This window comes from Desulfothermus naphthae (genome assembly GCF_054657475.1).
Genome location: NZ_BAAHYQ010000001.1, coordinates 917785 through 937231, shown reverse-complemented (window position 1 = coordinate 937231; position 19447 = coordinate 917785). Strand labels below are relative to the sequence as shown.

15 protein-coding genes and 1 pseudogene are annotated in these 19447 nt (G+C 34.2%); 4 read left to right on the top strand and 12 right to left on the bottom strand.

The features are described 5' to 3' along the window. Nucleotides 1-19 precede the first annotated feature (19 nt). From uvrC to ACYQ1E_RS04470, 7 genes are all read right to left on the bottom strand, one after another. Nucleotides 20-1861, bottom strand: coding sequence for an excinuclease ABC subunit UvrC (gene uvrC, locus ACYQ1E_RS04500; RefSeq protein WP_459875781.1), 1842 nt, complete (start codon nucleotides 1859-1861; stop codon nucleotides 20-22). Beyond that, nucleotides 1849-2523 carry a protein-L-isoaspartate(D-aspartate) O-methyltransferase gene (locus ACYQ1E_RS04495; RefSeq protein WP_459875778.1) on the bottom strand — a complete coding sequence of 225 codons (675 nt, stop codon included), beginning with the start codon at nucleotides 2521-2523 and terminating at the stop codon, nucleotides 1849-1851. Before ACYQ1E_RS04495 ends, uvrC begins: the two co-directional genes overlap by 13 nt. A 127-nt stretch (nucleotides 2524-2650) precedes the next feature. Further along, complete coding sequence (locus ACYQ1E_RS04490) at nucleotides 2651-3307, bottom strand: sulfotransferase family 2 domain-containing protein (protein WP_459875775.1); 657 nt, start codon at nucleotides 3305-3307, stop codon at nucleotides 2651-2653. A 6-nt stretch (nucleotides 3308-3313) separates the two neighbouring features. Next, on the bottom strand, nucleotides 3314-4012 hold the full coding sequence (gene rnc / locus ACYQ1E_RS04485) for a ribonuclease III (protein WP_459875772.1): 699 nt from the start codon (nucleotides 4010-4012) through the stop codon (nucleotides 3314-3316). 2 nt (nucleotides 4013-4014) lie between these two features. Then, a complete protein-coding gene (rnhA, locus tag ACYQ1E_RS04480; protein ID WP_459875769.1) occupies nucleotides 4015-4470 on the bottom strand; it encodes a ribonuclease HI in 456 nt (151 codons plus the stop codon). Beyond that, entirely contained in the window at nucleotides 4463-4963 is a 501-nt protein-coding gene (locus tag ACYQ1E_RS04475; RefSeq protein WP_459875766.1) for a hypothetical protein, read from the bottom strand. Before ACYQ1E_RS04475 ends, rnhA begins: the two co-directional genes overlap by 8 nt. Then, nucleotides 4956-6335: a phosphomannomutase/phosphoglucomutase gene (locus tag ACYQ1E_RS04470; RefSeq protein WP_459875764.1), complete on the bottom strand. Its 1380-nt coding sequence runs from the start codon at nucleotides 6333-6335 to the stop codon at nucleotides 4956-4958. Before ACYQ1E_RS04470 ends, ACYQ1E_RS04475 begins: the two co-directional genes overlap by 8 nt. Before the next feature lie 206 nt (nucleotides 6336-6541). Here ACYQ1E_RS04470 and hflK point away from each other — a divergent pair, with 206 nt between their 5' ends. Beyond that, on the top strand, nucleotides 6542-7654 hold the full coding sequence (hflK, locus tag ACYQ1E_RS04465) for an FtsH protease activity modulator HflK (protein WP_459875761.1): 1113 nt from the start codon (nucleotides 6542-6544) through the stop codon (nucleotides 7652-7654). After that, the gene (gene hflC, locus ACYQ1E_RS04460) at nucleotides 7647-8513 is read left to right on the top strand and encodes a protease modulator HflC (protein WP_459875759.1); all 867 of its coding nucleotides are present in this window, start codon (nucleotides 7647-7649) and stop codon (nucleotides 8511-8513) included. The genes hflK and hflC overlap by 8 nt, the downstream gene beginning before the upstream one ends. Nucleotides 8514-8559: 46 nt before the next feature. Here hflC and ACYQ1E_RS04455 read toward each other — a convergent pair whose 3' ends face one another. Next, nucleotides 8560-9849, bottom strand: a complete 1290-nt coding sequence (locus tag ACYQ1E_RS04455) for a serine hydroxymethyltransferase (protein ID WP_459875756.1) — start codon at nucleotides 9847-9849, stop codon at nucleotides 8560-8562. A gap of 816 nt (nucleotides 9850-10665) precedes the next feature. On the opposite strand from ACYQ1E_RS04455, the gene ACYQ1E_RS04450 reads away from it, so the two are divergent. Together ACYQ1E_RS04450 and ACYQ1E_RS04445 are read left to right on the top strand one after the other, a co-directional pair. Continuing rightward, a complete protein-coding gene (locus ACYQ1E_RS04450) occupies nucleotides 10666-11952 on the top strand; it encodes a transposase (RefSeq protein ID WP_459875003.1) in 1287 nt (428 codons plus the stop codon). A gap of 467 nt (nucleotides 11953-12419) precedes the next feature. Further along, the gene (locus ACYQ1E_RS04445) at nucleotides 12420-13487 is read left to right on the top strand and encodes an ATP-binding protein (RefSeq protein ID WP_459875754.1); all 1068 of its coding nucleotides are present in this window, start codon (nucleotides 12420-12422) and stop codon (nucleotides 13485-13487) included. A 99-nt stretch (nucleotides 13488-13586) separates the two neighbouring features. On the opposite strand, the gene ACYQ1E_RS04440 is transcribed toward ACYQ1E_RS04445, so the two are convergent. From ACYQ1E_RS04440 to ACYQ1E_RS04425, 4 genes and pseudogenes are all read right to left on the bottom strand, one after another. Then, nucleotides 13587-13838, bottom strand: a complete 252-nt coding sequence (locus tag ACYQ1E_RS04440; protein WP_459875752.1) for a hypothetical protein — start codon at nucleotides 13836-13838, stop codon at nucleotides 13587-13589. A gap of 121 nt (nucleotides 13839-13959) precedes the next feature. Beyond that, nucleotides 13960-15247, bottom strand: a pseudogene (locus ACYQ1E_RS04435) (IS5 family transposase). Nucleotides 15248-15521: 274 nt separating this feature from the next. Then, on the bottom strand, nucleotides 15522-18434 hold the full coding sequence (locus ACYQ1E_RS04430) for a WD40/YVTN/BNR-like repeat-containing protein (protein WP_459875749.1): 2913 nt from the start codon (nucleotides 18432-18434) through the stop codon (nucleotides 15522-15524). 78 nt (nucleotides 18435-18512) lie between these two features. Beyond that, nucleotides 18513-19163, bottom strand: a complete 651-nt coding sequence (locus ACYQ1E_RS04425; protein ID WP_459875746.1) for a hypothetical protein — start codon at nucleotides 19161-19163, stop codon at nucleotides 18513-18515. Nucleotides 19164-19447: the final 284 nt, after the last annotated feature.

Genomic DNA, 19447 nt, shown 5'->3' with positions numbered 1-19447 from the left:
TCCTTAAAGATATAAATAATTATTTTTCAAGACTTTTAACCTCTTCTTTTACCTTTTGCAACCCCTGGTATATTTGTTTTGAACGTGAATTACCAATAGTTGGAATTTTTTTTAGCTCATCGCAAGTAACATTTAAAATATTATCTAGGGAGTTAAAGTGAGACATTAGCAATTTAAAAGTCTTTGGCCCTATGCCCTTTATCTTAGTTAAATCGCTTTGAATTGTTGTTTTTCTGGCTTTAGCCCTGGTTTTTGATATAGTAAACCTGTGAACATTGTCCCTTAAAAATTGGATAAATAAAAGTTCTTTTGAATTTTTTGGCAATATTAATGGATTTTTTCTTTCCATTATATATATTTTGTCACTATCCATGTTTTGTCTAGGCTTGGCTATTGAGATTAATTTGAAAGGAACAGGACCATTAAACAATTTTTCAAAGCCCTGTTTCACTGCATTTAATTGTCCCTTTCCGCCGTCTATAATCAGCAAATCTGGCCATGGTGCTCCCAGCTTAAATCTTTTTTGAGTCCAGAGATGTAAGGTTAAATAATCATCCCGTGTCTCATCTAAATCTTCAAATTTAAAAATTCTATATTCATGTTTTTTTAGCTCTCCCTGTTCATATACTATCATCCCCACCATTGTATGCTTACCCATAATATGGGATGCATCAATCACCTCTATTCGTTTTGGTATATTGTCCATTTTTAGTAATTTTGATAAACCTATTAATTCCCTCATCTGTTTGGGAAGGTTTTCTTTAAATATGTTCAAACTTGCCAGTCTAAGAAGATCTTTGTGTGTACTGGTGGTAGGTGAGATCACCTGAATTTTTTTGCCTTTTTTTACCTGTAAAAAATCCAAAACCTGAGGGTCTAAATCGTGATTTATTGGTAGCAAGATTTTGTCTGGCACATAGGGATTTATGGTATAAAATTGAAAGATTACAGCATTTAATATCTCTTTTAAAACATCTTCTCTATCTAACCCAAAGGGTCTTATTTTTTCATGGCTAAAGTGAAAGTTTTTTTGCTCAACTAAACGTCCTTCCCTTAGAATTAGTATTCCAACACCCACCAGTTGCTCATTTATATCAATTGAAAATACATCCATGTCTCCATTTGTAGGCAGTATAACCCTTTGTTGCTCAAGGGTCTTTTTTATTTCAAATATTTTGTTTCTTATTTGTGCTGCCTTTTCAAATTCCAATTTATCTGATGCATTCCACATTTCTTTTTCAAGTTTTGAGATAAGTTTTTGATTTTTGCCCTTTAAAAACAACTCTACTTCATGAATTAACTCCATATATTCTTTTTTTGACACCTTCAAACAACAAGGAGCAAGACATCTTTTAATATGGTATTGGAGACATGGTCTTGTTCTGTTTTTGAAGATACTATCTTTACATTTTCTAATTGGAAAGATTTTATTTAGGAGTTTATAAGTTTGTCTGGCAGCTTTTGCAGATGTATATGGTCCGAAATATTTGCAATTATTCTTTTTAACAATCTTACGAGTTATTTGAATCCTGGGATATGGATGGTTTAAATCTATTTTAAATAATAGATAAGCTTTATCATCCCGAAGCAGGATGTTGTATTTAGGTCTGTATTTTTTTATTAAGTTAAACTCTAAAAGAAGGGCCTCTTTTTCTGTAGAGGTGCAAATAAAGTCAATATTGCTAATTTCTGAGACTAAAAGCTGGGTTTTATCTGAAGTGACATAGCTTCTAAAATATTGAGATACCCTTTTTTTTATATTTTTCGCCTTTCCAACGTAGATTACTTTGTCGTGGCTATTTTTAAATAAATAGACTCCACAAGATTGAGGAAGAGAGGAGATTTGTTTTATTGTTTCCATCCCTCATCTCCAATCAAAGGAACAAAGAGCACATCTATTAATTTTTCCTCATTTATTTTTCCTTTAACACCCTTGGTTATCCTGGTAAGTGTTTGTCCATATTTATATTCTCCAACAGGCATAACCAGTGAGCCACCGACTTTTAATTGTTCAATAAGTGTTTTAGGTATTTTTGGACCACCTGCAGTGACTATTATTGCATTATATGGAGCAAATTCCTCTAGACCTAATGTCCCGTCCCCTACTACTACATGCACATTATTATAGTTTAGAGACTTAAGGGTATTTTTTGCCTTTTCTGCCAGTTCAGCAATCCTTTCTATTGTATAAACTTCCTTTGCTATTTCTGCCAATACAGCAGCCTGATATCCACATCCTGTTCCAATCTCTAATACCTTTTCTCCTCCAACTAATCTCAAGGCCTGGGTCATATATGCAACAATATAGGGCTGAGAGATGGTTTGCTCATGTCCAATTGGCAGTGGTCTATCCTCATATGCTTTATGGATAAGATCTTTTGGCACAAAAAGGTGCCTGGGCACCTTTTTCATGGCAGCTATTACAAGGGGATTTGTCACTCCCCTCCTTATAATTTGTTCTTCCACCATCCTGTGGCGAAGGGATTCAAATAGGTCTGCTTTCTGGGTATTATTATCAATCATTGCTCGTCTGTGTAACCATCTTCTTTTTGCAAAAGATATAGGAAAAGTCCAACACACATTAATCCCAAAAGTAACATTATGCCGCTAAACATCCTTTAATCCTCCTTGTTTGATTTAAGTTTTTAGATTAGAACTTATATCCAAACTTTTCTATATCAATCCTAAAATGTTTTTCAACTATTTCTGCTGCTTTGTCTGTATAATATTTTCTGTAATCTTTGTCTCTATCCTTTGCCTTTCTTTTGTGGGGTAGTTTAATTTTTTTCTTTATTCCAATTTTTTTGAGGACAGAATTAAAATCCTTTTCTAAATTTTCATATCTTCCAATAAAGTCCATCAAACATTTTCCATTGATATCCACAAGAGAAAACCATTGAGGCTCTTTAGATGCGTCTAAGATATAGTGGTACGGCCTTGGTTCTTCTAATTTAAATTTTAAAAAATCTTCAAATGATTTTATGTGTTCAATCAAATGGGGTCGCTCCCTTTTTATATGGTGATAAGAGCTTACCTGTAAGTCCCAGGGATTTCTAACAAATGCAAATTTAAAAAAAGAATTAAATATTTCCCCTGGAAGTATTTCGTAAGCTGCAATTATCTTTGCATGTCTGGGGAACTTAACTCCTATTTTGTGATTTGTTATATCACTAATACGATTAAATATATACTGCACCCATCTAAATGGATCTCTCAGCAAAAAAGGTGTTAGAACTGATCTTATACTTGTTCCCCCAGTTTTTGCAATATGAACAAATATGAATTTGTATTTATATGATATAAGCATTTTAAGTTACTTACTTAAATTTATTGCATGCGTGGCCTTTTTTGCAGCAAGCTGTTCAGCCTTTTTTATACTAGTTGATGTTGCCTCAAAACTCCACTGGTTAGGGAGAATAACCTTTACAGTGTATGACTTTGCGTGTTCAGGACCAAAACTATCTATTAATACATATTTTGGACGTTCCTTAAATATCCTCTGAGTGATTTCTTGTAGCTTGCTCTTGTAGTCTTTTTTTACTTTTTCAACACAATTTGCAGGCCATTTGTCTTTAAATAAATTTTTAACAAAATTTTTTGCCTTTTCATATCCTCCATCTAAAAAAACTGCTCCAATAAGTGCCTCAAAGGCATCGCACAAATTGGCTTCCCTCTCTCTACCTCCTTGATTTTCTTCCCCTTTTCCAAGCAATAAAAAGTGATTGAGTTTAATTTCCCTGGCCATTTTGGCGAGAAAGGCTTCATTTACCAAATAGGCCCTTGTGCTGGTTAGTTCCCCTTCTCGTGCATTTGGGAATCTTTTATATAGTTCTTCAGAGACCAAGAGTTCAAGTACTGCATCTCCAAGGAATTCCAGTCGTTCGTTGTTTTCCCTAAAATTTGGATTTTCATTGGCATAAGAAGAGTGGCTAAGTGCAGTTATAAGCAACTCTTTATTATTGAATTTGTATTTTATAATTTTTTCAAGTTCGTCTAACTTTAATTTATGCATGGCTATTTTCTTTTATTTGCTTCTTGTCTGGCGAGAAAATCACATCTTTCATTTTCTGTATGTCCACTATGTCCCTTGACCCAGAAAATTTTTACCTCATGGTTATTTAAAAGTTCAATTAATCTCTCCCAGAGTTCCCTATTTTTTACTGGTTTTTTTGCAGCATTCAACCAATTGGATTTAATCCATTTTTCTATCCATTTTTTATTTATGGCATCATGGATATATTTTGAATCTGTATATATTTTAACACTACACCTTTTTTTAAGGGCCTCTAATCCCTTTATTATTGCAGTTAATTCCATCCTGTTATTCGTTGTATATTTTTCTCCTCCTGATATTTTTTTGGAATGAGGGCCAGATTTTAAAATTGCAGCCCAGCCCCCTGGGCCTGGATTTCCAATGCATGCACCGTCTGTGTAGATGCAAACCTCAGGTAATTTATTATTTTTATTCATTGCTCAAATTATTCAATTGATCATAAATTAATTTCACACCATTAATAAGACCAATTGGCCATGTATCCTTTGATAAATATGTCTTACAATACTCTGTTTCCATATAATTTGTAAACTCTTGGGGAAGTGATTTTTTTAAGAGAATAGGGAAATGTATTACAGCCTTTTTTTTTGGAGGACAAATGCCAATAAAAAGGGTCTTTGAGAGATTGTCTGGTTTTATGATGTGTTTTTTGTTTATATTTACTTTTAGCTCTATTCCATATAAGTCTTTTAAATATCTGGCAAAATTCAATAAAATCTTCCTCTGGGATTTTGACAGAGTTTTGGTCTGGTCATAGACCCTTTGTCTACTGGTTATTTTTTCTAAAGTGGACTCATAGTTTTTCCAAAAAATAAGTCCTGTGACAAAAAAGACTAGCACCACCCCTGTGGTTCTGAGCATAGAAACAAGGGGTGATGAGTCTTTGTGATATCTTTTTATCCTAACCATTTAGTTCTGATATCCATTTTTTTAGGGGAGTTTCAAAAAACTCCTGGATTTTCTTAAGCCTTTCTGGACTTTCAGCCTCGAACCTTAAAACCAATACTGGCTGGGTATTTGACGCCCTAATAAGTCCCCATCCATCTTTAAAATTAATTCTTATTCCGTCAACATCAATGACTTCCCCTCCTTGAGCATGATTTTTAAAATACTCTTTTGCCTTTTCTACTACTTTAAATTTTATTTTTTCTGGACAATCCATCCTGATTTCTGGAGTATTGTAGGTCTTTGGCCAATCACTGAGATAAGTGCTCAGTTTTTTTTCAGGATTTTTGGAGATGATTTCTATTAACCTGGCAGCTGCATATATGGCATCGTCATATCCATAGTATCTATCAGCAAAAAACATGTGTCCACTCATTTCTCCTGCAAGTAATGCCCCTTCTTCCCTCATCTTGGCCTTTATGAGTGAATGCCCTGTCTTCCACATAATTGGAGTTCCACCATGATTTTGAATATCTCTGTAAAGTAGGTGAGAGCACTTTACTTCTCCAATTATCTTTGCACCTGGATTTTCCTTTAAGACCTCCCTTGCAAAAATAGCCAGGACTTGATCTCCATAAAGGACATTACCATTTTCGTCAACAACCCCAATCCTGTCACCGTCTCCATCAAAACCTACTCCAAGATGGGATTTTGTACCAATCACCTTTTGTCTTAAATCTTTTATATTTTCAAGAACCGTTGGATCTGGATGGTGATTAGGAAAATCTGGGTCTGGGTCGCAATATAGGCAATGTACGTCGCAACCAAGACGCATCAAGAGCTCTTTGCAGATGTTACCAGATGTGCCATTACCGCCATCTACAACTACTTTTACTTTATTTTCTATTTTGATTCCCTTTGTTAATTCATCGAGGTATATTGGTATTGGGTCAAATTCACTGGCAAAACCTTCACCTTTTTTAAATTTACCATCTTTCATTATTTTGTAGAGATTTTGTATTTCCGTGGTGTGGATGGTGTCCAGTCCTGCCCATACCTTAAACCCATTAAACTCTGGAGGATTATGAGATGCAGTGATCATTACTCCAGCATTTAAATTTAGATGTTTTACAGAAAAATAAAAAACTGGAGTTGGGACCATTGGAAGTATTACAACATCTATTCCTGTTGAGATCAGACCTTTAACCATTGCCCTTTGATATGCAGGGGAGCTGTGTCTACAATCTCTCCCCACAACACACTTATTGTATCCTTTTTCTTGAAAATATGTACCACATGCTTGCCCTAATACTTCTACCCATTCTTCATCAAAGTCCTTGTCAACAATACCCCTTATGTCGTAAGCCCTAAAAACATCTTGAGTTATTTGTTTCACTTTGCGCCTCCTTTTATTTTTTTACTATCCATTTTATTTTTTTTAATTTAATCTTTATTTGTAATTTAGGCAAGATGGATAATTTGATTATTTCACCAAAAATTGATTGACCACAAACCTCGGTTTTGCCATAATTTTAAAGAAATTTAAGCGGAAATCGTGGTATTAGATTAAAAAAACGGTTTAATCCATAAAAGGAGGATGTTGTGAATTGGGATTGGGATAAGCTAGAAGAGAGAAGAGAGAAATTTTCAAGGTCCAATAAACCACCTTTACCCGATATTTCAAAGTTAAAAGAGAAGTTGCCCTTTGGAGACAATCTTAAGGGTAAAGGTCCTCAAATTTTGATAGGAATAGTGGTGCTACTTTGGCTTGCAAGTGGATTTTATATAGTAAATCCAGATGAAGTTGGAGTAATTAAGAGATTTGGGGCCTTTAATAGAATTACTGGTCCAGGCCCCCATTACCACTTACCATATCCAATAGAAACAGTTTTGACTCCAAGTGTAACTCAAATAAAAAGGGTGGAAATAGGTTTTAGGAGCGTGACCTTGGGGACTGGTATTAATAATTACAGAGCAGTGCCCAAAGAATCTTTGATGTTAACAGGAGATGAGAATATAGTAGATGTGCAGTTTATTGTTCAATACAGGATTAAAGATGCATATTCATATTTATTTAATATAAGCAATCCCTTAAAAACAGTAAAAGACGCAGCAGAAGCGGCAATGAGGGCAATTATAGGAAATAATCAGATTAATGCAGTACTCACAACTGAAAAATTTGCTATTCAAAATAAAACCCAGAAGTTGTTACAGCAAATACTTGATAGTTATCATAGTGGGATACAGATAGTAGCTGTAAAGCTTCAGGACGTGCACCCACCAAAACAGGTGCTAGATGCATTTAAGGACGTTGCCTCTGCCAGAGAAGATAAAAGCAGGTTGATAAATCAGGCAATGGCATACAGGAATGAAATAATACCAAAGGCCAGAGGACAGGCTGCTGAAATAGTAAATAAGGCTGAGGCATATAAAGAAACTAAAATAAGAATGGCACAGGGTGAGGCTAATAGATTTTTGAAAATTTTAAAGGAGTATAAAAAGGCTCCTTATGTAACTAAAAAAAGGTTGTATCTGGAAACTATGGAACAAATTTTAAGAAAAGTAAAAGACAAGGTTATAATTTCAAAGAACGTAGGGAAAAAGGTTATACCACTTCTGTCTCTTGACAAAAAGACCTTTGTGGAAAAAAAGCCTGTTAAAAAGACAAATAAAAAGACAAAAAAAATAACACCTAAAGGAGCAAAAAATGAATAAGAATATTGGATTTTATTTGATTTTCATTATTCTTATCCTTGGTCTTTCCCAGCCCTTTTACCTTGTTGATGAGACCCAAAGGGCAATTGTATTACAACTTGGAAAGCCTATTGGGGATGTGATAGGGCCAGGTATTCACTTTAAAATTCCTGTCATCCAACAGGTGCAAAAATATGATTACAGAATTTTAGAATATGATTCACCTCCAGCAGAAGTAATCACAAAGGATAAAAAGACCCTTGTGGTTGATAATTATACAAGGTGGAGGATTTATGACCCTTTATTATTTTACAGGACAGCCAGGACCATATCCAGAGGATTGGCAAGATTAGACGACATTGTTTATTCTGAATTAAGAGTGGCTTTAGGTAGATATAACCTTATTGATATTGTTTCTTCAAAGAGAAATGAAATAATGGCCAATGTCACAAGAAATGTAAAAAAAGAACTCAAAAAGTATGGAGTTGAGGTGATAGATGTAAGAATAAAGAGAACAGACCTTCCTCCAGAAAACCAGAAGGCAATATATGCCAGGATGAGGTCCGAAAGGGAAAGAGAGGCAAAACAGTATAGGTCTGAAGGGGCTGAACAAGCTGCAATAATCAGGGCAAAGGCTAACAAAGACAGGGCTGTGATACTTGCAGAGGCAAATAAAAAGGCCCAGATATTAATGGGCGAAGGTGATGCCCTGGCAACTAAAATATATGCCGAGGCATATAAAAAAGATCCTAAATTTTTTGATTTGTTAAGGTCCTTTGATGCCTATATAAAAGGATTTGATGGTAATACTAAATTGGTTATGTCTTCTGATAATGAATTTTTGCGTTATATGGAAAAGACAAAACAAACTAAGCAATAATATACTGAAATAAAAGGAAAAAGAGGGGATTTCCCCTCTTTTTCCTTTAGACCATAGCTATTTGTTGTTGGGGGTTTTTTTTAGTTAAATACTTTGGGGAAGGCACAAATATTGGAAATTGCAAGGCAAATTTTCTTACCTCTTTTCTTATCTTTGCAAGCACTGTTTCATTGTCTTTAAATTTTAAGGCCTCTATCAAAAAATCCATTACTTTATATACATCTTCTTCCATCATACCTCTGGTGGTGACTACAGGGGAGCCTATCCTGATACCAGATGTTATTGTGGCAGGTTTATCTTCAAAGGGAACAGCATTTTTATTTACAGTTATACCCACCTTTTCAAGACATTCTTCTGCTTCTTTTCCTGTTAGACCTTTATTTCTCAAATCAATTAAAACAAGATGATTATCTGTTCCTCCTGTTACCAGATTGAATCCTTCGCTGATCAAAGCATCAGCCATAGCTTTTGCATTTTTCAACACCTGTTTTTGATAATCTTTAAAATCTTTTGACAATGCCTCTTTAAATGCAACGGCCTTGGCCGCTATAATGTGCATTAAAGGGCCTCCCTGAATACCTGGAAAAATTTGAGAGTCCAGCTTTTCTCCTAGAGCTGCAGAAGATAAGATAAAACCACCTCTTGGTCCCCTAAGGGATTTATGGGTAGTGGATGTGACAACATGGGCGTGTTTTACTGGATTTGGATGTAGCCCTGCGCCCACAATTCCTGCAATGTGGGCCATATCCACCATAAGATATGCACCTACATCATCTGCAATCTCTCTAAATTTTTGAAAATCTATTTGTCTTGGATAAGTGGATGCTCCAGCGATTATGAGTTTTGGTCTATGTTTTTTGGCCAGGGCTCTAACCTGTTCAAAGTCTATAAGTTGTGAATCTCTATCCACACCATATGAAAAACTTCTATAGAGTTTGCCTGAAAAATTGACCTTGCTTCCATGGGACAGGTGTCCACCGTGCGCAAGATTCATTCCTAATATAGTATCCCCTGGTTTAAGTAATGCAGCATAGACAGCCATATTTGCCTGTGATCCTGAATGGGGTTGGACATTGGCATATTCTGCTTCAAATAATGTCTTGGCCCTCTCCCTTGCAAGATCTTCAGCAATATCAACATTAAAACAACCACCGTAATATCTTTTACCTGGATAACCTTCAGCATATTTATGGGTAAGACAACTTCCTGCTGCCTCCCTAACCCCTGGCGATGTAAAATTCTCAGAGGCAATTAATTCAATTGTTTCCCTCTGCCTTTTTTCTTCAAGGGATATAGCCTTCCATATCTCAGGATCATGAACCTTTAAATAACTCATAACCTCACCTTCCTGAATTGAATTTTTTAGATAAAGATATTTATGCTAATACACAAACTATAATACCTTGTCAAATAGGCATATTTTAACATTTTTTTATATTAAATCTCTTCCTTTTTATTATTTAATCAAAATATAGGTGTTTATTTTTAGTTTTTCAATAGTTTTTTGCAATTAACAGCTCATAAATTTATTTTTTAAAAAATAAATTCAATATATTTAAAATGTTAAGACAAAAAAAATAATTTCTCAAAAAATAAACTTAACTTTTTAAATCTAAAGAACAAATTTTCCAAAGACAAAGGAAATAGATAGAATAAGAACTTATACTTGAGATTGAAGAAGGGATTTCCATTAATTCGAAGAAAATGATTGGTTTTAGTGTAGCATTATTCGCCTATCCCTATTTTTTTTATATAACTAGACTAAGCAGTACAATATCAATAGGTCCTTTAAAAAGACAGAATGTCAAGGTGATTGGCAGGCGGGTCAGTGAAAATGCGCATAACGCCATTAGAGCATTTAATAAAGCCCGTAGATTTAAGGAAAGAAGCAACACCTCCTTCGTAGAAGATGTTAAAATGTAACAGCGAAGGATAACACGATCAAAAGATGTGTCAGCAATTCTCGGTGAGTTTGTGGAGTTAGTATTTAAGGGGTAATACAAGAAAAATGATATTTATTTTTCGCAAAGTATGGGGAAAAGGAGGATATTGAAGGTTTGGGGAAAAATTGTATTAATGTTTAAATAATTCCTTGTAATTATTATACAAAGAAGTTATAGTAGAAAAAAAATTAAGAGAGAGGAATTATTTTATGCATATAAAAAAACATTTAAGTTTTACAGCATTAAGGGAAAAATTGTCTAGTCGGGTGTTAGAGATAGAAGATAAGCGTGATCAAAGTAAGGTGAAACATAGTCTCCATGATTGTTTTATGAGTGGTTTTGCCATGATGTTTTTTCAGGATCCTTCTTTATTATCTTTTCAACGCAGGATGAAAGAGAAGCAAAATAGGAGTAATTTAGAAACAGTTTTTAAAGTAAAATCAATTCCTAAGGATAGCCAGATTAGGGAAGTTTTAGATAATAGTGATATTGATAAGTTAGAGGAAGTATTTTTAGATTATTTTAAGGCATTGCAACGAGGTAAACATTTGGAGAATTATCGATTTTGGGGAGGGAAGTATTTGATTACATTAGATGGGTCAGAGTATTTTAGTTCAGAAAAGATATGCTGTCCTGGGTGTCTTGTAAAGAGATCTAAGAGAGGTAAAGTTCGTTATTACCATCAGATTTTACAAGCAGCTTTAGTGCATCCAGACCATAGACAGGTAATTGTTTTAGCACCTGAACAAGTAAGGAATACAGATGGAACAGAGAAGCAGGATTGTGAAATAAATGCAGGGAAAAGGATATTAAATAAGATTAGACGAGCTCATCCGAAATTAGGGATTATAATAGTGGGAGATAGTCTTTATTCAAAACAGCCATTTATTCAAGAACTAAAAGATAAAAATATGAGTTATATTCTAGTAGCCAAGCCTAAGGATCATAAGTTGATGATGGAGTGGGTATCAGAACAAAAGAGAATGGGGAATGTATCGAGAATGGAATATAAGGATAAGAAAGGCCGTAAACATGTATATGAATGGATAAATGAAGTACCATTAAATGGATATGATGATACAATTTGGGTAAATTATTTTGAATATAAGATTATAGGAGAAGAGAAAGTTAATTATCGCAATAGTTGGATAACAGATATAACCCTTAGTAGAGATAATATAGAACATTTAGTAAGGGGTGGAAGATCTAGATGGAAGATAGAGAATGAGACGTTTAATACATTAAAGAATCAAGGTTATCACTTAGAACATAATTTTGGTCATGGTAAGAAGAATTTGTCAATAATTTTTTTTCTTTTAAATTTATTAGCATTTTTTGTACATCAGATATTAGAATTAACGGACCTATTATATCAGAAATGTCGAGCGAAATTTAGTTCTCGGAAAGAATACTGGAATCATTTGCGAGTGACATTTCGGATTTTGTTATTTGAGAGTTGGGAGGAATATCTGAAGTTTTTTTACTCTCCTCCATAGTAAAAAGTGTTTTGAGAGAATATTTTTTGAATTTATGGAAATAAGTTTGAGGGAGTAGTGCGTCCAAAAAGAGATTATAAGAGGATATTTTACCGAAGAGAAGTGGTATTTTATATCAAATTTTCTTAAATTTTTAATAGAGGGTAGTTTTTTGAATCTGAAAGAAGGAGATAAAACATCTAAAATGATCTAATTTGTCCCTCACCGAGAATTGCTGAAGATGTGTAGGAAAACTTGATATTTTTTGAAAATTGAGCAATGAAGTTATTGTTCCCAGGTAATTTTCCTCCTTATGGAGTGTTGGCTAATCCCCTATTTAGGAAATTACCTGTGAACATTCAATTTTTTTTTCAGGCAAAGTTATGGGATTTATCAATAACTAAGAAACTCATAACACAAAGTACCATGCGGTTTTCGGAACTTTAGTTTGCTAGAATATAAAATGGTAGGGTTAGGAGGAATCTTAAATGCCCTTTTACAATCGTAAGGAAGATATAAGGCGGATAAAGGCAGTATTAACAGGAGAACCGAATTTAGTATATTTTGTGTATGGCCCAATAAATAGTGGTAAGACTACACTTTTAATGAAAGTAGCGGAAGAGCTCTCTGAAAATTATCGAATATTTTATATAAATTTTAGAGGATTTGAAGGGGGATATCCAAAATTTACAAGGGCATTTTTTGAACTTGGAGATAAGACCTTATGGCGGAAACTAAAAAAGAAAATGCCGGTTGTAGCAGCGGCAGTTGAATATGTAGAGAAAGTGGCAAAGAAGATAAACACTGCAATAGAGCTTCCTGGTGAAGTTATAAGGATGCTTCAAGTGGGGGGAGAAGATCCTGAGAAGATAGATTTATTTCATTATTTAGAGAGGTTAATGACGAAGCTTGTTGAAGGTGGAAAAATACCAGTGTTAATTTTAGATGAAATACAGGTATTAAACGATGAAATAAATGCGGTGGGACAGCCACTTCTTGCAAGATTGTTTAATTTTGCTGTAAGAATAACCAAAGAGACTCATCTGTGTCATGTTCTTTGCGCTACAAGTGATTGTTTGTTTATAGAGGAAATATATAGTAATGCTCGTCTTGAGGGAAGGGCAGAATATATATTAATAGACGACTTAGAAAAAGGGAAAGCCTTTGAAGTGTACGAAGACTTTAAATTTGAAGATAAGGTACTTGTATGGGAGTATATTGGAGGAAAAGTTGGAGATATGGTAAGGTTATTTGAGAAAAAGAAACAGAGATATAATGAAAGAGATTCACTTGAGAGCTTATTAGAAGATACAATAAGTAAACTTAGAAATTTTTTAGAAGCAATAGAAGAGGGAGAGAAAGACGAAATAAATATTAATGAAGTAAAGGAGGCATTAGTAAAGATTTCTCATGGAGAAATTTTGGCTAAAGAAATCCGGAGAAAGGTTCGTCATTTCTTAGTAGAAGAGAATATATTATTTTACAATCCTGTTAAAGGCACAGTGCGTTTTCAGAGCAAATTTTTACAAAAGGCTGCAAGTGAATTATTGAAATGAAAATTTTTATTCGCTGTGATGACGGCACGAAATTCGGCCAAGGGCACATTTTAACGCAATTAATGCTTGTTGAAAAAAATTTACGTTTTTTAGAGGAGCTTAAATCATTGCAAGTTCTTGAGTTATGATGGTTAAGCCTTGATGGATGAGGAGATAGGACTTTTCAATATTAGATGGTTGTGATACACTATGTTCTAAGTCCTTTTTAAAACACCTTGAAATTATGGGATTTTTAAAAAAGTCGTTAGCACAAATTGTAGCCCAAAGCCACTTCCAGCCAAATTTAGTAACCACATAAAATGATTTACCTTTTGCCTTTTTGACTATCTTTCTAGAGATTAATTTTTTCAATTCATAGCGAATTTGTCAAAGGTAAAATAGTCGATGCTTAAAAAAAGCCTTTTATTAAATTTTATTCTAAAATTTTTTCCATACTCACTTTAGATTAAGCTCAAGATTCATTCATCGGCTCTTAATTTTGATATTTTTTTGTAAAAAAAGGACGAAAAATAAAAAGAAACAAAAAAAAGGCAAGCTGATCCATCAGCTTTTTGAAGTTATAAGCTGCTGCTGCCAACAGTAAATTGATTGTATCTCCTATTGTCCCTTTTAGAAAGTTTCTGGCTAAACGAAAATCTGATTTTAGATGGCCTATTACTGGTTCTATCGCCGCCCTTCGTCTAAATCTCTTACGCATCTTGGATTTTTGATAGGGTGTTGCTTTCTTTTTAGGACTCTTTGGGATAATAATTTTTGTTGAGCCTATTTTGCTTTTACCTTTAAATCCCCTATCACAAATGGCCACCTCTGGTCTTTTTCCTACTATCTCCTCTGTTTGATACAGTACTTTTGGCAATGTATGACCATCATATTGATTTCTTTCAAAATTTACTGCAGCAACTATTACTCCACTATTTTTTGTCATTGCTATAGCTGCCTTTGAACCGAATTCATATTTCTTATGTTCTTTACCTTTGCTTATGCAATAGACTCCTGGTTCATGAAGACTATAAATTTTATTTTTATCTTTTTTCTTTTGAGAATGCACTTTTTCAAATAGTTCTATTTGTTTTACATACTTGGGATAAACATCTTCTGGCACTTTACGTTTTATTTCTCTAATCAATATCCCAGCTTAATCCTTTTTCTGGCCTTTTTAACTTTTTTCTTATCTTTTGACCCCTTGTTAAATCTTATTTTTTTAACAACTCAGGCAACTCTCTTCTAAAACTTCTACGTAAAACTATTCCTTCTTCTTTAGCTATTTTTCTACATTTGGAAATAATTTTACACATTAATTTTGTATCTGTTGGAAATGTAATATTTTTTTCTTGAACTGTAGTATCTACAACTATCTCTTTTTGCTGAATTTTGTCTTTATGTAATTGAGCAGATATTTCAAATATTTTCTTTACACCATCTTCTCCTATACGTTTTCGGAAATGTGTAAGCTTTGATGGAGCACATGGAGAAGACCATCTTAATCTACTTTCTTCACAAAAAAATTGAAAATATGGATTCTGTGTCCACATCTGCACTACTTTTGCGTCACTTAAATTATACAAGTGTTTTAACATTAAAAGTCCAACCATCAATCTAGTAGATTTGGCAGGACGACCCCGCTTACTATATTTACTCGCAAATGCTTTATCAAATTCTTTCCATGGAATTTTTTTAGATAAAATTATCAAAGGATCATCAGGATTAATAAAATCTAATAAATCTCCACATATCAAATGTGGTATTCTACGCTTTGGCATACATGTCTGCATATAATTTCCCTTCCATTTTTTTATTCTTTTCTACCACCTTTTTACCTGTTTTAAACATTTTCTGGTCGTTTATATTACATTATAACAAACATTTTGTAAAGTATTTTCAGTAAATTATATATTTTTTAAGCATCGACTAAATTAGTGTAAACTGATTTAAAGAAAAAATGGGATTAAACATACGAGGCAAATAAAGTCATTCAAATGCATAAGGCCTGTTATTTAACAAAAGGGGACCTAGAAAGTCCCCTTTTTTATCTCATTATTGAAGCATGCTCTGGTTTTCAAATTTAAACGTAAAATCAAGCCGTTTTCTCATTAACTGAAAATCAAGTCTTATCCTTTCAAGGGTCTGGCCAGCCTTCCATATCTGCTCTTCTGGCACTATAATGAAATAGGATTTCCCATCACTGGTATAGCCATCTGGCTCAAGCCCAGGGCTTGAATCATCGTTTTTCAGCGGGATTGTGCTTGAGGCAAGTGTCATGCGAACCGGACCATCAAAGTCCTTCCCAGAGTTGTTGGTAAGTGTGAGGTACACAAAGAAGCAGTGATGTATCCGGTCAAAAAGGGTGCGAGAGCGTTTTACCTGAACCCCTTCAGTAATATCTTGCCAGGTTGAAACAATTTTTCCTTTAGATTCATTACCTCCTTTATCATAACAAGTGAGTTTAAAATAAGAGTGAGACTCTGCTGTGTATTCTGTTTCACCATTATTGAGGTCAACTATAAAACTAAAGTCTTCGCCATTGTCTGAATAATAGATCTTGACACCAGCAAAAAAAGGATCTTTTGGATTCTGCCACGATAGGTGTACATTATCTTGTTCTTGAAGAGCTTCAGGCTCGTCAACTTCTGCAATTCCATACCAGTATAAATGTAGAAATCCATTAGGAGCAAGGGCCAGATAAACTATCCGATCAGATTTACTATAGGAAACCACGGACAGTATTTGTCCAGCATTGATGTAATCATATGCATTAAATGACGAAGCAGTCAATTTTTCCCAAGTTTTTCCCTCATTATAGGTAATATAGACATCTATTTTTGTGTAAGGATAGGGTGAAACAGCTAGAATCATTATATTGGGATTTTTATTATCCAGTGCAAGGGATACTGCTCTACTTGGTAATTCAGCCAAGGTTTCCCAAGTTTTTCCATAGTCTGTGGACTTGTATAGATGTCCTCCATCCAGGGCATATACAGTTCCAGATGTGAAAGGAGAAACTTCTATATCCTGAAATTTATCCTGGGATTCCAGGACTACGTTCCAGGAAGTCCCATTATCTTCGGATTGCATAATCCTGGAATTTACATACTGCCTAAGACCATTGTGACTAATTTGATATTGATCCTGAATTTCAAGAATAACAGAAGGTTTATCAGGGAAAATGAGTGTAAATCGATTATCAGCACTTGTCTGCGGATCATGGGGAATAGAAATAGAGAATGGACCGTCTGAAGAATCATCTTTATAATATAAGTAATACAAGCTATGAAAATCATAAGCTTTTCCATAGTTAAAGTATATTGCATTGGGATCATCAGGCTTTGCAACAATATTTATAACCTCCCACTCCTTGTTAGTGTTACTATTATCTATTGAATAGATAGAAGTATATTCATCTGTATCAAGGTTAAGCATTGATAAAAGTTGTCCAGACATTCCCTGAAACCCTAAATAGCATTTCTTACTATTATCGGAAAAGATTGGAAACGAGGACGCAATCGCATCAAGTCCAGTACCAGTCCAAGTGGCATGGGCAAATATATTCATTGAAATCCCCATACTCTTGAAAGGAGAAAAGAGACTATTTGTATAAACAACACTTTGTCCATTACTGAGTACAAGATAGTCAGAGGACTTCATCAAAATAGGATGGATGTGGCAAGACTTTCCATCAAAACCAATAAAGTACTCATTATCATTCTCATTATTGTTGTTTAAATCTACACGAATTAGTTTGTGGTTATAATAATCGTACAATACATAAAGAACTGGATCATTATTTTCTTTATGTCCAAAAATAAAATCAATAGGATACAGATAAATCTCTGAGTTATCACATCCTCCTTCTATATATTTCAGTGCCCATGTATCACCATCATCCTCTGAGACCCAGACTCCAGAGTGAGCTTCTATTAGTGAACCACAATAATATCTGCACCAGTTCCCAATCACATAAAGGTTAGAACCGATTTTTAAAATTCTGTAGAGGTGAACATAATATTCATTACCTGCAGCCTCCTCTCCTGCTGGATCTTGAGGTATTAAGGTTTTTCTACTCCAGGTATTACCATTATCAAGTGTAATATGAATTTCATAGTATATAACATTATCGTCAGCAGGATCAGGGGTCTCATTAGTATACCTATAGCCGTCTGATACCATGTACCATATATTATCATCATTGGGATCAAATTGAACATCTCTGATCGCATAATGAGTAGCACAAATATCTTGCCAGCTCTGTCCATCATTTGTGGATAATAATAGATGGCTTCCCCGAACGAGAAGTAATTTGCCAGATGAGGTTTCAGATGCTATTAAATGTTTAATACTGTTAGAATCTTCTAAAGTAGAAATATCAGTGATTTGTGTCCATGAATTCCCTTCATCTGTAGATTTATATATAGCACTCTTATAGCTATTACCTGAATTCAAAAAAAGATACACTGAATCATTATAGCCAAGCGCAATATCAGCTGCTGTAGTAGCGACGGTATAGTCTGAATTTTGAGGGTATATTTTGGAAAATGTTTTGCCATGGTCTTTTGAAACATACAATGCTACATAGTAGCCATTTAATAATTTTTCGAGCAAGTATATATTGCCCCTGGAATCCACTGTAAGCTTTAGAAGGCCGCAAAAATTAGCTTTATTCTCATAATAGATAGGTGTCCAATCAAGTCCGTTATTATTTGAAACATATAGGGTTCTTGAAATCCAGATATAAATCCTAGCAGGAGTGGAAGGATCAGTGGCAAACCCCCTTTGCCAACGGGGATGCAACCAATTATCAAAAGATGAATCCATGATAGGGGATAAATCTATTTTTTTCCATTTATAATAAGATCCCTGTACCAGACTATCCAATGCAAAGGCATTAAGAAAAGAAAACAAAAAAATAATACCACAAAATATACTCATGAAGATATTTTTAAACCATTTCATCAGTAGTTCTCCTCTGTTATGGTATTAATTAATATCATGCAAGCGAGTAGTGAATTTTTACCCATGACCACATAATATTTATTCTTGCATTTTTTTACCAATTCCCAAACTAACTAATCCTGTAAATAAAAGGAGCATGCTGCTGGGCACTGGTACAGGTGTTGCGGGAATCTTGGTGAAAGTAATATTATCCACGTTGAGCAAATCACTGGTATTATAATCAAAATCGTATAAAGTAAAAGCAAGCTCTACCTGCTCTCCCCCATGGTTTTGCGCAAAGCTTGTGATATCTACTGTAACATTGGTGCCTGAAAGAAGATCTGAATTCGATACCTCTGAAAGTAGGTCCACTGCATCCAAACCATTTTGCTCAGACAAGGTGGCTGAGAGGCCATCAGAAGTACTGTTAGTAGGTGTCCATTTAATCCAGAAGCTGATTTCCATTTTCTCTCCATTATTAAGGGTGCCCATATCAAAGTCTTGATAAAGGGTATTGTTCCAATAAGTGTCATCAAGACTTATCTGGGCCTGATTATTGGGAGAAACTATACTAAAATAGGATGAAGTGTCAGGATCTACAGTTGTTGTAGAAAAATTTGTATCCATTATCTCCCCTGACCACCCAGTGAAACCTGAGGAAAAATCTCCGTTTTGAAATGAAGCAGCAGATGCCGAAGACGCCACAAAAACAAACAAAACCCAAAAAATTAAAATCGATTTTTTAAACATTTTCCTACCTCCTTAACTTTAATAAAAATGAAAAATATTGATAATACTAACGAATCTATTTTCAGCATATAGTATTCCTAGATAATATATTGATTTTACAGTTTTTTTTATTCAATAAACTTTGTAAACCTAAAAAGTTTATGGAATGAAGTTCATATAAAGAGGGGAAGATATTATTCTATTGTATATAAATAAAAGAAAATTTATTTGGGCAGAATGAGGGAAAAATTTTTCACAATAAATAGAAATTATTTACATAAACTTTACATAAACTTTATATAAAC